Annotated in this window: 9 protein-coding genes; all 9 read left to right on the top strand. The window is 65.9% G+C overall.

Annotated elements, in window-relative coordinates; translation table 11 throughout:
* The first annotated feature begins 103 nt into the window (after positions 1-103).
* The 9 genes from OU995_RS06980 (at position 104) to queC (ending at position 14267) form a co-directional block, all read left to right on the top strand.
* Positions 104-2833: a DNA topoisomerase III gene (locus OU995_RS06980; RefSeq protein WP_267834816.1), complete on the top strand. Its 2730-nt coding sequence runs from the start codon at positions 104-106 to the stop codon at positions 2831-2833.
* A gap of 76 nt (positions 2834-2909) precedes the next feature.
* Complete coding sequence (locus OU995_RS06975) at positions 2910-3896, top strand: hypothetical protein (protein ID WP_267834815.1); 987 nt, start codon at positions 2910-2912, stop codon at positions 3894-3896.
* Positions 3897-4056: 160 nt separating this feature from the next.
* Entirely contained in the window at positions 4057-4800 is a 744-nt protein-coding gene (locus OU995_RS06970; protein WP_267834814.1) for a hypothetical protein, read from the top strand.
* Positions 4801-4866: 66 nt separating this feature from the next.
* Positions 4867-6702, top strand: coding sequence for an ATP-binding protein (locus OU995_RS06965; protein WP_267834813.1), 1836 nt, complete (start codon positions 4867-4869; stop codon positions 6700-6702).
* An 88-nt stretch (positions 6703-6790) separates the two neighbouring features.
* Positions 6791-7762, top strand: coding sequence for an AEC family transporter (locus OU995_RS06960; protein ID WP_267834812.1), 972 nt, complete (start codon positions 6791-6793; stop codon positions 7760-7762).
* A gap of 90 nt (positions 7763-7852) precedes the next feature.
* Complete coding sequence (locus OU995_RS06955) at positions 7853-8788, top strand: GNAT family N-acetyltransferase (RefSeq protein WP_267834811.1); 936 nt, start codon at positions 7853-7855, stop codon at positions 8786-8788.
* 176 nt (positions 8789-8964) lie between these two features.
* Entirely contained in the window at positions 8965-11829 is a 2865-nt protein-coding gene (locus OU995_RS06950; RefSeq protein ID WP_267834810.1) for a M16 family metallopeptidase, read from the top strand.
* A gap of 216 nt (positions 11830-12045) precedes the next feature.
* Positions 12046-13326: a glutamate-5-semialdehyde dehydrogenase gene (locus tag OU995_RS06945; protein WP_267834809.1), complete on the top strand. Its 1281-nt coding sequence runs from the start codon at positions 12046-12048 to the stop codon at positions 13324-13326.
* A 185-nt stretch (positions 13327-13511) separates the two neighbouring features.
* Entirely contained in the window at positions 13512-14267 is a 756-nt protein-coding gene (queC, locus tag OU995_RS06940; protein ID WP_267834808.1) for a 7-cyano-7-deazaguanine synthase QueC, read from the top strand.
* Positions 14268-14273: the final 6 nt, after the last annotated feature.

Here is a 14273-nt window from a genome sequence, read left to right as displayed (position 1 = left end):
CATTGAAATCATGGGTGCGCGCGCGTGTACGCGCGAGGCCGGATTGTAGGCAGGCGTTTCGACCCTTCGGACGCAGCCTTCGACAGGAAAGAAGCAAAAGCAAATGAGCAAGGCATTGGTGATCGCGGAGAAGCCCTCGGTGGCGCAGGACATCGTCCGTGCCCTGACCCCGCAATCGGGCAAGTTCGAGAAACATGACGAGTACTTTGAGAACGATCAGTACATCGTCAGCTCGGCCGTGGGCCATCTGGTGGAGATCAAGGCACCGGAGGAATTTGACGTCAAGCGCGGCAAGTGGAGCTTTGCCCATCTGCCGGTCATCCCGCCCCACTTCGATCTCAACCCGATCGACAAGAGCAAGGGCCGGCTGAATGCGCTGGTGAAGTTGATCAAGCGCAAGGATGTGACTTCGCTGATCAATGCCTGTGACGCGGGCCGTGAAGGGGAGCTGATCTTCCGCCTCATCCTGCAATATGCCGGCTCGGCCAAGACGCCGATCCAGAAGCCGGTGTCGCGGCTGTGGCTGCAGTCGATGACGCCCCAGGCCATCCGCGATGGCTTCGACGCGCTGCGCTCGGACCAGCAGATGCTGCCCCTGGCCGACGCCGCCCGCTGTCGGTCCGAAGCCGACTGGCTGGTGGGCATCAATGGCACCCGCGCCATGACCGCCTTCAATTCACGCGACGGCGGCTTCTTTCTCACCACCGTGGGCCGGGTGCAGACGCCGACCCTGTCCATCGTGGTGGAGCGCGAGGAAAAGATCCGCAAGCACGTCTATCGCGACTATTGGGAAATCCGCGGCACCTTCGATGCCGTGGCTGGACAGTACGAAGGCAAGTGGTTCGACCCGGCCTGGAAAAAGAACGAGCAGGACCCTGAACAGCGGGCCGACCGCGTCTGGACCCAGGCCGAGGCCGATGCGATTGCCGCCGCCGTGCGCGGTCAGCCCGCGACGGTGACGGAAGAGTCCAAGCCCAGCACCCAGGCCAGCCCCGGCCTGTATGACCTGACCACGCTGCAGCGGGAGGCCAACTCGCGCTTCGGCTTCTCCGCCAAGACCACGCTGTCGCTGGCCCAGGCGCTGTATGAAAAGCACAAGGTCCTGACCTATCCCCGGACCGACTCGCGTTATCTGCCGGAGGACTATCTCAACGTCGCCCGCCAGACCGCCCAGATGATTGCCACGTCCGACATGCCCGGCCCGCTGCGCGCGCTGGCGCCGCATGCGCAGACAGCCCTGGCCAACGGCTACATCAAGCCCACCAAGAAGGTCTTTGACAACAGCAAGGTGTCGGACCACTTTGCCATCATCCCCACGCTGCAGGCGCCATCCAGCCTCACCGAAGCCGAAGCCAAGCTTTATGACATGGTGGTCAAGCGCTTCCTGGCGGTGTTCTTCCCGCCAGCGGAATTCCAGGTCACGACCCGTATCTCCACGGTGAAGGCGGCCGGCAAGTCGTTCAATTTCCAGACCAACGGCAAGGTGCTGGTCAAGCCGGGTTGGCAGGCCGTGTATGGGAAGGAAGCCACCGACGAAAACGCCGAACCCGGGACCAGCGGCGCGATGCTGGTGCCTGTGGCGCCTGGCGAGCAAGTGCGCACCGAAAGCGCCGACGTGAAGGCGCTGCAGACCAAGCCACCGGCCCGCTATACCGAAGCCACGCTGCTGTCCGCCATGGAAGGCGCCGGCAAGCTGGTGGACGACGATGAACTGCGCGAAGCCATGGCTGAAAAGGGCCTGGGCACTCCCGCCACGCGGGCGGCCATCATCGAAGGCCTGCTGGCGGAAAAGTACATGCTGCGCGAAGGTCGCGAGCTGATTCCCACCGCCAAGGCCTTCCAGCTGATGACGCTGCTGCGTGGCCTGGGCGTGGAGGAACTGACCAAACCCGAACTCACCGGCAACTGGGAATTCCAGCTCTCGGAAATGGAGAAGGGTCGCCTCAAGCGCGAAGCCTTCATGGCCGAGATTGCCGCCATGACCCAGCGGGTGGTGCAAAAGGCCAAGGAATACGACCGCGACACCATCCCCGGCGATTACGCCACCCTCAAGACACCCTGCCCCAAATGCGGCGGCGTGGTGAAGGAGAACTATCGCCGCTTCACCTGCGTCGGCAAGACCGGCCAGGGCGACGAATGTGGCTTCTCCATGCCCAAGATCCCAGGCGGCCGCAGCTTTGAGCTGCCGGAAGTCGAGGCCTTCCTGCGCGACAAGAAGGTGGGCCCGCTGGAGGGATTCCGCTCCAAGGCCGGTTGGCCATTCACCGCCGAACTGGCACTGGTGTACGACGACGAAATCAACAACTGGAAGCTGGAATTCGACTTCGGTGAGGACGCCCGCAAGGCGGAGGAATCCGGCGAGCCGGTGGATTTCAGCGGCCACACCGCCCTGGGCCATTGCCCCAAGTGCAATGGCCGCGTGTTCGACCACGGCTCCAACTATGTGTGCGAGCACGCCGTCGGCACCCCCATCACCTGCGACTTCAAGAGCGGCAAGATCATCCTGCAACAGCCGATCGAACCGAACCAGATGAGCAAGCTGCTGGAGAACGGCAAGACCGACCTGCTGGAGAACTTCGTCTCCAACAAGACGCGCCGCAAATTCAAGGCCTTCCTGACCTACGACCGCAAGGAAGGCAAGGTGGTCTTTGAATTCGAGCCGCGGCCCGCCAAGGGGGCACCAGCCAGGAAGACCGCGTCGGCGGTCAAGGCCTCGGCGGCGGAGAAGCCCGCGAAGGGGGCGGACGAGGCGCCCGAAGCAGCGGTCAAGGCACCGGCCAAGAAGACCGTCGTCCGCAAGGTCGCAGCCAAGAAGGCCGCCGCCAAGTCCTGACGGACTTTTCGGGGCGGCCGGGGATCTTCCACAGGACGTGTGGGTGGCCTTGACAGGTCATCGTCAGCAGGCCCGCATGTCCTGGGCGATCCAATCCGGGTCCGGAGCGGACTCACGGGCGTTGTCATCGTCACATCGTCCCATGAGCTTTTACCAACTCACCGCTTCCGTCCGCATGCCGGATCTGGACCCGCTCCAGTCCTCCGCCGCTTCGCAAGCGCACCCCCCATCGACGCCTTCTCGCAAAGTTTGCACGCATCAGCTCATCGAAGCCCTCTTTTCCCTCTCCCCACTGAAAGCTGCGCCCAACCTGCAACGGTGCCGGGAACTGCTCACACTTGCCAACGATGCCCACCTGCAGGTGGGCGCGGAAGCAGCCAGTCTTCAGCCCAGCCTCGGGCTTCCGCTTAACAAGCGACTGGAACGCAACGATTGCCTGAAGGCCGCCATAGAAAGCCTGCTGGAACAACCGGTGTTCGATGCAACATCCCGGGAAACGGCGCGGCAATCGCTTGAGATGCACCTCCTGGCCACGACGGCGCTGCATCGCTTGGTCGGGGAGTCCAATCCCAAGGCGCTTGGTCACGTCTTGAACCGATGGCTGACAATTCTGCAGCAGGGCAATCAGCTGTTCAGCAGCAACCGGTCCGAAACCGCGCAGCGGTATAACGAACAGTTCAATGATCTGCTGTGCCAGTTTGATCAGGCAGACACTGTGGAGGACTGCCACACCGAGTTGACTGAGCTCTATGGATGTGTGGCCGGAGCCGCCAAGGCGCTGAAGCAAGACAACTCGCCTTCCACGCCATCGGCCCTGTTGTCGTCAAAACCCGGTGCCAGCAGTGACAGGCCTGCGGTCCAGCAGCCGCACCTGGCCGCAAGGAAAAGGGTTCACGTCGAGCCTCCCGCTGGGCCATCACAGCCCAAGTCCCAGGCGATGGGCGCCACCGCACCGTTGGCCTCCACGTCGGCGCCAAAAACAACAGCGCCCCTTGCCGCCCTGCAGTCAACGCCCACCCAGCCCCTCGCGCGGTCGCCTGATCCGGTGCCGAGGCCACTGTAGGTCCGACGGCTGAATTCCAACGTTGCCCAGCAACTGCGCAGCCATTCACCCGAAGGACCGGGAACTACTGGGGCCAAATCCAAGGGGAGAAGCCGAGGGGCGGAATCCGATTGGGCAGCGGCCCAACTAAGGGCTTCCCCCTCACAGTCGACCCTTCAACATGAACCTTGCCTACGGCCCTGGTGCCCCAACGTTCTACGTGACCTCCGGCATCCCGCCGCACGACACCGAACCGCCCCGGCCTGCACGGCCCACACCTGGGGCCCCGGCGCCGGCTGCACCCGTGCAACCCGTCGCCAATCTGCTGAGGGTCAGCGATGCGGAATGGGCCGAACACTACGCCCAGACCCTGCAAGCTTTCTCCCACCTGCGTCAGACCGTAGAAGCGCTTCCGGCTGACAAGCGTTTGCTGGTGTCGCTGCGTCTCAGGACGCTGAATGAGCGCCAAAGCGAGATCGACGCGCTCATCAACACCCGACCGCGCAGCGCAGACGATATCCGGCGCCTCGGCATTTCGTTGATGGAGCAGTCGCATCAGGTCGGATCGTTGGACGCGTTGCTGTCCAATGGATGGTCGCCCGAACTGGCCACGCTGCTGCACCGTTCCGAGCGGCTGGCCACCACGCAACTGTTTTTGGAGCAGCTGTCCGACCCGCCCCCCATGGACGCCATCCGCCACCTCCCCGAGCTGTGTTCATCGGCCTATGAGGCTCGTTCGCTGGCGGTGCTCGATCAGCGGCTGCAGAGTTGGAGTGGCTTTCTGAATCGCATCCTGGGCCTTCTGGCGGCGTCCGGGGCGTGGCCGTCCCGGAGCCCGACCTCCGAATCCCCGGGTTCACCGGCCCCCGCTTCTGGTGTCGCCACCGCGGCCGCGCTGAGTGCCATCAGACGTCCTCACTCCTGAGGGTTTCGGCATCTGCGGAACCCCCGCATTTTTTGCGACACTCGCCCCCAGGCATAGGGAGAGTGCATGGGTCGATCGACGCTGAGCATCCAGACGCGGCTGGTGGCTGCGCTGAGCCTGAGCGCGACCATCCTGGTGGGCCTGATCGGCCTGTACTGGGTCAATCGCCATGAGCGCGAGCTGGATGCCGAGCTGCTGGAACGCCAGCGCCGCATGGCCCAACTGGTGGCGCGCGGTTTTGCGGAGCCCGTCTGGAACCTGGACAGTGCGGCACTGTCGGAACTGCTCGATGCCGTCATGGCCGACCCCGAGGTGCATGCCATCACGCTGACCGCCCCAGGTCTGGAGCCCCTGCGCCGGGAACGGCCCGACACGGCCGTGCGCCCTCAAACCATCGAATTTGAACTGAGCCATCGCTCCGGTGCCGACAACGGCGCCGCCGGGGCCCTGGGCCGCGCCAGCATCGTCTACACCCGCGCCTACATCGACCAGCGTGTGGGGGAGACGCGCCGGCTGGTAGCCAGCCTGCTGGCCACGGTGCTGTTGGCCATTGGCCTGACCAGCTATGTGCTGGTGCGTCGGCTGGTGGAGCGGCCGGTGTCCCGCCTGCGGGGCCTGGCCCAGCGGGTGGCGAGTGGTGAGTTGGGCGCGCAGATCACCCCCGAACATGCCGACGAAATTGGCGACCTGACCGAGCAGCTCAATGCCATGAGCACCAAGCTGCAGGACTTTGCCGAAGGCGTGCGCAACAGCGAGCAACGCTACCGCAGCCTGTTCGAGAATGCCGCCGAAGGCATCTTTCAGGCGGACGGCCATGGTCGGCTGCTGCGCATCAACAAGGCGCTGGCCCATATGCTGGGGCTGGCCCATCCGGAGCAGGCCCAGGGCCTGACCCTGCGCCGCGTGGTCCGCATCGAACCGGAGGAATACCGCCGTCTGGCGCGGGCCCTGGAGCGCCACCGGCTGCTGCAGCAGGTGCCGCTGCTGGTCACCACGCGGGACGGCCGGGACCTCTGGATGGAACTCAGCCTGCATCTGGTGCAGGACGGCGGCGCCCCTCGGGTGGAAGGCCTGGTGAGCGACATCACCCAGCGCCGCCTGGCGGAGCAGGAACTGACTCAGCACCGGGATCACCTGGAAGAACTGGTGACCGACCGCACGGTGGAACTCTCCCAGGCCAAGCAGCGGGCGGAAACCGCCAATCAGGCCAAGAGCCGCTTCCTGGCCACCATGAGCCACGAGTTCCGCACACCGCTCAATGCCATCCTTGGTTTTGCGCAGCTGCTGCAGATGGACAAATCGCTCACCAACAGCCAGCAGTCCAAGATCCGGCTGATGCGCGAATCGGGCGAACACCTGCTGGTGCTCATCACCGACCTGCTGGATGTGGCCAGCATCGAGGCCGGCAAGCTGACCCTGCAGCTCAACCCGCTGGACCTGCGGGCACTGCTGGAGATGTGCAGTGAATCGATGCGTCCGCGCGCGGCGGAGAAGGGCCTGGCGTTTGATGTCGAGCTGGACCCCGAGCTGCCTGCCCGGGTGCGGGCCGATGGCCAGCGGCTGCGTCAGGTGCTGCTCAACCTGCTCTCCAATGCGGTGAAGTTCACCGACAACGGCCGTGTGGGCCTGACGGTGGACCTGGTGGCGCGCGGCCCCAGCAGCATCGTGCTGCGTTTCACCGTCACCGACACCGGCATCGGCATGGAGCCGCAGCAGATGCGCCGGTTGTTCCAGCCCTTCGAGCAGGTGGCGGACCAGAACCGGCGGGCCGGCGGCACCGGCCTGGGCCTGGCCATCAGCCAGCAGTTGGTGAAGCTGATGGGCGGCATGATCGATGTGGAAACCGTGCCGAGCCGCGGCAGCCGGTTCAGTTTCGCGCTGGAATTGCCGCTGGCGTCCTGATCCCCCGGCGCGGCCTTGGGCGCACGCCGCCGGACGGGCTGTGCGGCGCCCGCACCAGGGCAGCAGGCAACCCGGCATACTTTCGCGAATGACGGCCATCTTGTTTTCCAAGCTGCTGGCGATCTTCATCGCCTCGGCGATGGGCTGGTTTGTCGGACACATGCGCTGGCTGGGCAAGGCTGGCGGCGACACCGATCCCGCCCGTGTGCTGTCCAACCTGGCCTTTTATCTGTTTGTCCCCGCGCTGATGTTCCGCACCACCGCGCGGGTGGACTTCAACACCCTGCCCTGGCTGACCATTGCCGCCTTTTTTGCGCCGGTGGTGGTGGCGTTGCTGGGGGTGTATGCCTGGCAGCGCTGGCGCCGTCCCGCCAACCCGGCCGTGCCTGCGGTGCGCAGCATCACCGCCTGCTTCGGCAACACGCTGCAGGTAGGGGTGCCGCTGGTGGCGGGGGTGTTTGGAGAAGATGGGTTGGCCGTACACATCACCATCGTCAGCCTGCATTCGCTGACACTGCTGACCCTGGCCACCGTGCTGGTCGAGTCCGATCTGGCCCGCCATCACGCCACCGGCGCCAGCCTCGCATCCACCCTGTTCATCACCGTGCGCAACACCATCATCCATCCGGTGGTGCTGCCCGTGCTGGCCGGTTTTGCGTGGAACCTCACCGGCATCGAACTGCCCCGGGTGTTGGACGAAGTGCTGCAGATGCTGGGGAGCGCGGTGGTGCCGCTATGCCTGGTGCTGATCGGCATGTCGCTGTCCTATTACGGCTGGCCGAAGGAATGGCGGGAGATGTTGGGCCTGATCGCCATCAAGCTGGTGCTGCTGCCCGCGCTGGTGCTGGTGGTGGCTCACTGGGTGTTCGGCCTGTCGGGCCTGGGGCTTGCGGTGATCGTGATGATGGCGGCCCTGCCGCCCGGTTCCAACGCCATGATGTTTTCGCAGCGCTACCGCACGCTGGAGGGTGAGGCCTCCGGCGCCGTGGTGGTGGCCACCCTGCTGTTTGCGCTCACGGCCCCGGTCTGGCTGGCCTTGCCGGTGGGGTTGGGGCGCTGAAAGGGGCTGAATGGCGCTGAATGGCGCTGAAGGGCGCTTTGCCGGTGGTCTGCGGATGGAGAAACCCACAGGATGAGAAGGATGTCCCCCATGCTCGCCAATCCCGCAACGGCTGAATCGGCCGAATTCGCTGCGTCACAGTTGCAGCGGGTGGCTGCCGATGCGTGTCCGGAGGCTGATCTGCATCAGGCCTTTCGCGCCGCATTCGCCGACTATCTGATCGGGCCGTTCGAAGTCCCGCGGGTCCAATGGCCGACCTTTCTGGCGCGACAAGGAGTGGACCTTTCGCTGTCCCGTGTGGCCTTGGGGGCACACGGACAGCCGCTGGCCTTTGCACTGGTCGCGGCACGGCCGACTCACCGGCGCTGGCGGCTGGCCACCATGGGCGCCCGGCCTGAGGCCCGCGGCACAGGTGCCGCCGCTGCGCTGCTGGACGACTTCATCCTCCGCGCGGGGCAGTCGGGCCAACAGGCGGTGGAGCTGGAGGTGTTTGCCCAGAATGAGCGGGCGCGGCGGCTGTACGAAAGCCGCGGATTTGAGACGGTGCATGTGCTGCACGGGTGGCAGGCGCCCCTGATGGCGCTTGGGCAGCCGACGGGTCCAGGCCCTCTGCCCGATCCGGCGGCACACGCTGGGGAGAACCAGCATCCTGGCCACCCGGCGCCTCATGCGGTGGATATGTCCACCGCCCTGAACTGGCTGGACGAGGCCGAACGCCGCTGGCCGGATCTTCCCCTGCAGGTGACACAGGCGTCCCTGCAGCCTCTGGCGGAGCCGCACGCGTGGCAGTGCGGCCAGGCCCAGGTGGTGTTCACATTGCCGGACGAGACGGTGATGGTGAACAGCTTCATCGCCCCCGATACACGGGACGCGGCCCGACTGGTCCAGGCCCTGGCCAAGGTCTACCCACAACGGCGGCTGCGAGTGCCCCAGTTGCAGCGGGACGACCTGGGCGGGCAGGCCCTGCGGCAACTGGGCGCCCAGCCGCTGCCGCTGCATCAGCTCTGGATGCTGCGTTCGACCTGACGCGGGCCCTGCCCCCCTGTGCCCCCTTGATCCCTTGATCCCTCTGTGCCCCCTCACTCCTCCTTACCGCCGCCCACCGCCCCCCCGAGGCCTTGCTTCCCGCACTTGTGGGCCGCCCTGACCCTGTGTAGGGTGCGTCCTTCAACTTTTTTTCCTCCTCCCACGGGACACCTGTCATGCGCATCAAGACTTTGACTCTGGCTGTCTGGGCCGCCCTGAACGTTGGCGGCCTGGGCGCGGCATCCGCCTGGGCGGCGCCCCCTGCCGCAGCGGGCAGCGCCATCTCGACCGACGGCGGCACGCTGCAGGTCAAGCTGGAGAAGGTCAAGCTGGCCAATGGCTTCGAGGTGATCCTGGTGGAAGACCACCGCCTGCCGCTGGTGGCTTTTAACCTGTGGGTGCATGCGGGGCCTCGCAACGAGGCCAAGGGCCAGACCGGCTTTGCCCACTTGTTTGAACACCTGATGTTTGCCGGCACCCGTCACATCCCGCGTGGCCAGGCGGACCAGATCATCGATGCAGCCGGGGGTACCGACTCCAACGGCTCCACCGATTTCGACCGCACCAACTACTTCTTCACCTTGCCGTCCAACCAGTTGGAACTGGGCCTGTGGCTGAAGTCGGACATGCTTGGCTACATGATCGACGAGGTCGACTCGGTCGCGCTGGCCAACCAGCAGGATGTGGTGCGCAACGAGCGCCGCCAGTCGGTGGAGAACCGGCCCTACGGCATCGTGGAAGAGGCGCTGTTCCATGCGCTTTATCCGGAAGACCATCCCTACTACGCATCGGTGATCGGCTCGCATGCGGACATCCAGTCCATCCAGCTGGCCGATGTGAAGGCCTTTGCACGGCGCTACTACCGTCCCAACAATGCCACCCTGGTGCTGGCAGGAGACTTCAATCCGACGCAAGCCCGCCAATTGGTGGAGAAGTATTTCGGTCCGCTCAAGGCCGGCGAGGCCGTGCCGCCCGTGGAAGTTGCGCAACCGAAGATCACTGAAGAAAAGCGCATTGCTGTCACCGACCGCATTGAGCTGTCGCGCCTGAACATGGCCTGGCAGACGCCGGCCGTCTTCCAGCCGGGTGATGCAGAAATGGATGTTGCTTCACATGTGCTGGGTGGAGGCAAGTCCAGCCGCCTGTACAAGACGCTGGTCTATGACAAGCAGTTGGCCCAGTCGGTATCGGTGCAGCAGTATTCGCTGTCGCTGGGCTCGGTGTTCAACATCGAGATCGTGGCTCGGCCGGGCAAATCGCTGGAAGAGATCGAGAAGCTGGTGGATGACGCCATTGCCGACCTCTCGCAGAACCCGCCCACACCGGAAGAAATGGCCCGTGCCCGCGCGGCCATTGAAACCGGCCTGCTGACCCACCTGGAGAAACTGCAGGGGCTGGCGGACCAGATCAACTACTACAACCAGCAAGCGGGCGACCCCAACTACATCGCCAAGGACCTGGGCCGCTACCAGGGCATGACTGGCGCGCAGGTGCGCGATGTGGTGGCTCAACAGCTCAAGAAGCAATCGCGGGTGGTGCTCTACGCCACGCCGGGAGACCAGAAGCTGGCAGCGGAAGTCCCGACGCCGCCGATGCCCACGAAGGCTGCCAAGGGTGAACGTGAATCCCTGAATGCGGATGCGGCCTGGCGTCGCCAGCAGCCCAAGGGGGGCAAGGCAAAGCCGCTGTCGCTGCCGGATGGCCATCGCTTCACGCTGTCCAACGGCATGACGGTCATCCATGTTGCCAACCCGGGGCTGCCGCTGGTCAGTGCCACCCTCGTCGTGCGGGCGGGGCAGACGGCCAATCCGCAGGACAAGCCGGGGCTGGCCAGTTTCACGGCGGCGATGCTGCAGCAGGGCACGCAATCGCGCAGTGCGCAGCAGATTGCGGACGAATCCGGCAGCCTGGGGGCCACCCTCACCAGCAGCTCCAGCCGCGACGAAGCGCGGGTGGAAGTGAGCAGTCTCAAGCGCAATTTTGCGCAGAGCCTGGCACTGCTGGCGGACGTGACCCAGAACCCGGCCTTTGCCGAAGGTGAGGTGGTGCGGCTCAAGGGTGAGCGTCTGGCGGCGCTGGCGCAGCAGCGCGAGCAGGCTCCGGCGGTGGCCTCGCTGGTGGGCAACCGCGTGGTGTATGGGGACGGGCATCCGCTTGCGGCCAACGGCCTGGGCACGGAAGCCTCGATCAACGGATGCGATCCGGTGGTGCTGAGGCAGTTCTGGCAAGCGCACTACCGGCCGGATGAGGCGGCGCTGGTGGTGGCGGGTGACCTGACGGAAGCCGAACTCAAGCCGCTGGTCGACAAGCTGTTTGGCGGCTGGGTGAAGCCGACTGCAGCGGCCCCGGTGGTGAATGCGGCGGCGCCGAAGCCGGTGGCGGCGCGGGTGGTGCTGGTGGACAAGCCGGGCTCGCCGCAGACGGCGCTGGCGGTGGTGTCGCCCGGGCCGAAGGTGGGGGTGCCGGCCTCGGCCGACATCAAGGTGATGAATGCAGCCATGGGCGGCCTGTTCACGTCCCGCATCAACACGCAATTGCGTGAGGTCAAGGGCTACACCTATGGGGTGTATTCCGGCTTCTCGCTCAACCGGGACAGTGGCACCTTTGGCATCCGGGGCAGTGTGCGCACGGACGTGACGGGGCCGGCGCTGAGCGACATGTTCAAGGAGATTGACGGCATGCGGGCCAAGCCCATGGGTTCAGCGGAGTTGAACCGTGTGCGCAATGCTCAGTTGCTGGCGCTGCCGGGGCTGTTTGACACCAACCGAGTGGTGGCCTCGAGTTATGCCAGCGAATGGGCGGTGGGCCAGCCGCTGGACAGCATCACGACCTTACCGCGCAAGTACAACGCCGTCACGGCGGCGAGCGCGTTGCAAGCGGCCCGGACCTATGTAGACCCCACCGGCCTCATCGTCGTGGCCGTGGGTGACAAGGCCAAAGTGCTGCCGCAACTGGAAAGCTGGGGCCGCAAGCCTCTCGAGATCCGCGACATCAACGGCGCCCTCCTGCCCCCGGCGGTCCCCGGCGCCCCGCAGCCCTGACCCCACGCCAGCGCCCCTCAACCGGGGCGCCCCGCCCCCCTCCCTTCACCGCTCCTACCGGCACCGAGTCGCATGAACGCGCGCAGCGCCGTTCAAGCGGGGCTCTCACTGAGTGCGAGGGGCTGCCGCCGGGCCGCTCCCAAGGCGGCCCCAAGCCCCCTCGGGGGGCGTGTTTGATGCGCCCTAGGCGCATCAAACCGGGGGCCCCATTAAACTATGTCGATGACCGACCTAGTTGCCTACATGAATGGCGTCGGCGGCGCCGCGCGTCGTGCTTCGACGCTCATGGCTGCCGCGCCCACTGCTGCGAAGAATCAAGCGCTCCTGGCGCTGGCCCGCCGCCTCCGCGAGAGCGGCCCAGCCCTGTCGTCCGCCAACGAGCGCGACCTCCAGGCCGCCCGCAGCGCCGGTCTTGACGCCCCTCTGGTCGACCGCCTCCGCCTGGATGCCAAGACCCTGGACACCGTCGCCCTGGGCTGCGAGCAGATCGCCGCCATGCCCGACCCCATCGGCGAAATCACCGGCGTCAAGCGCCGCCCCACCGGCATCAGCGTCGGCCAGATGCGCGTCCCGCTGGGGGTCTTCGGCATGATCTACGAGAGCCGTCCCAACGTCACCATCGAAGCAGCGTCGCTGGCCATCAAGAGCGGCAACGCCTGCATCCTCCGCGGCGGCTCCGAAGCGCTGCACAGCAACCTGGCCCTGGCGCAACTGGTGGCGCAAAGCCTGGAGGAAGCCGGCCTGCCCGCCGACGCGGTGCAACTGGTCAACACCACCGACCGCGCCGCCGTCGGTTTGCTCATCGCCATGCCCGAATTCGTGGACGTCATCATCCCGCGCGGTGGCAAGGGCCTGATTGAACGCATCAGCCGCGATGCACGTGTGCCGGTCATCAAGCATCTGGACGGCAACTGCCACTGCTATGTCGATGCCCAGGTGGACCTGGCGCAGGCGCTGGTGGTGGTCGAAAACGCCAAGACCCAGAAGTACAGCCCCTGCAACGCCACCGAATCGCTGCTGGTGCATGCCGACCAGGCCGCCGCCTTCCTGCCGCGCATCGGTCGCGTGTTTGCCGCCAAGGGCGTGGAAATGCGCGCCTGCGAACGTGCTTTCGCGGCGTTGCTGGAGGTGCAGGACGCCCGCCTGGTCGCCGCCACGGAAGACGACTGGAGCACCGAATACCTGGCGCCCATCATCAGCATCAAGGTCGTGGACAGCCTGGACGAAGCCATCGCCCACATCAACCGCTACGGCTCCCACCACACCGATGCGATTCTGACCACGCTGCACGTGAACGCCCTGCGCTTCCTGCGCGAGGTGGATTCGGCCAGCGTGATGGTCAATGCCAGCACCCGCTTTGCGGACGGCTTTGAATACGGCCTGGGTGCGGAGATTGGCATCTCTACCGACAAGTTCCATGCGCGTGGGCCGGTTGGCCTGGAAGGGCTCACGTCCATGAAGTGGGTGGTGCTGGGTCAGGGCGAAATTCGGCAGTGAGGTTGGCCGTAAGGTTGGCAGTAGCCGCCCGTTGAGCCACGTGTTGAGCCACGCGTTGAGCCGCCCGTGGGGCGGCGGTGGGTCGGCCCCCGGTCGGCGGAAGGCAGGTGGGCGATTGGCCCTGCACGGCAGGCGCCTCAGAGGGCAACCGCTAAAATCGGGGCTCCCGCCCTCGAGTTGCCTCCATGCCCGACGTTTCGTTGCCCCAGACTCTGCCGCCCGCCGTCACTGCCTCCAGCCGCAAGGCGCTGGTGCTGTTTTCTGGCGGCCAGGACTCCACGGCCTGCCTGGCCTGGGCGCTGGACCGGTTTGCCGAAGTCGAGACCCTGGGTTTTGATTACGGCCAGCGTCACCGCATCGAGCTGGACTGCCGCCAGACGGTCCGCCAGCAGATGGCCACCCAATTCCCGCACTGGGCCCCCAAGCTGGGCGAGGACCATCTGCTGGACCTGAGCCTGCTGGGCCAGATTTCCGACACCGCCCTCACCCAGGAGCGCGCCATCGAACTGCAGGCCAATGGGCTGCCCAACACCTTCGTGCCGGGCCGCAACCTGCTGTTCCTGACCTTTGCCGCCACCCTGGCCTATCGGCGAGGCGCCTCGGTGCTGGTGGGCGGCATGTGCGAGACCGATTTCTCCGGTTACCCCGACTGCCGCGACAACACCCTCAAGGCCCTGCAGGTGGCGCTCAGCCTGGGTCTGGACGCGCCCATGACGCTGGACACACCGCTGATGTTCCTCACCAAGGCCCAGACCTGGGCCCTGACCGAATCCCTCGGTGGTGCTGCGCTGAACGATCTGATCATCGAGCACACCCACACCTGCTACCTCGGCCAACGCGAAACCCGCCACGCCTGGGGTTGGGGCTGTGGCCACTGCCCGGCCTGCGAACTGCGCGCCAGGGGTTATCAAGAGTTCACGCAGGCCCGGGCCCGCGCCTGAGGACGC

The sequence above is a fragment of the Roseateles sp. SL47 genome (assembly GCF_026625885.1).
In the GTDB taxonomy this organism is placed as follows: domain Bacteria; phylum Pseudomonadota; class Gammaproteobacteria; order Burkholderiales; family Burkholderiaceae_C; genus Roseateles.
Note: the sequence above shows the minus strand (reverse complement) of the source record. Positions and strands in the feature narration are given on the sequence as shown.

What these genes read in the sequence shown, in the direction of transcription:
- OU995_RS06980 (WP_267834816.1), top strand. Translation starts at nt 104, where the DNA reads ATGAGCAAGGCATTGGTGATCGCGGAGAAGCCCTCGGTGGCGCAGGAC.
- OU995_RS06975 (WP_267834815.1), top strand. Translation starts at nt 2,910, where the DNA reads ATGTCCTGGGCGATCCAATCCGGGTCCGGAGCGGACTCACGGGCGTTG.
- OU995_RS06970 (WP_267834814.1), top strand. Translation starts at nt 4,057, where the DNA reads ATGAACCTTGCCTACGGCCCTGGTGCCCCAACGTTCTACGTGACCTCC.
- OU995_RS06965 (WP_267834813.1), top strand. Translation starts at nt 4,867, where the DNA reads ATGGGTCGATCGACGCTGAGCATCCAGACGCGGCTGGTGGCTGCGCTG.
- OU995_RS06960 (WP_267834812.1), top strand. Translation starts at nt 6,791, where the DNA reads ATGACGGCCATCTTGTTTTCCAAGCTGCTGGCGATCTTCATCGCCTCG.
- OU995_RS06955 (WP_267834811.1), top strand. Translation starts at nt 7,853, where the DNA reads ATGCTCGCCAATCCCGCAACGGCTGAATCGGCCGAATTCGCTGCGTCA.
- OU995_RS06950 (WP_267834810.1), top strand. Translation starts at nt 8,965, where the DNA reads ATGCGCATCAAGACTTTGACTCTGGCTGTCTGGGCCGCCCTGAACGTT.
- OU995_RS06945 (WP_267834809.1), top strand. Translation starts at nt 12,046, where the DNA reads ATGTCGATGACCGACCTAGTTGCCTACATGAATGGCGTCGGCGGCGCC.
- queC (WP_267834808.1), top strand. Translation starts at nt 13,512, where the DNA reads ATGCCCGACGTTTCGTTGCCCCAGACTCTGCCGCCCGCCGTCACTGCC.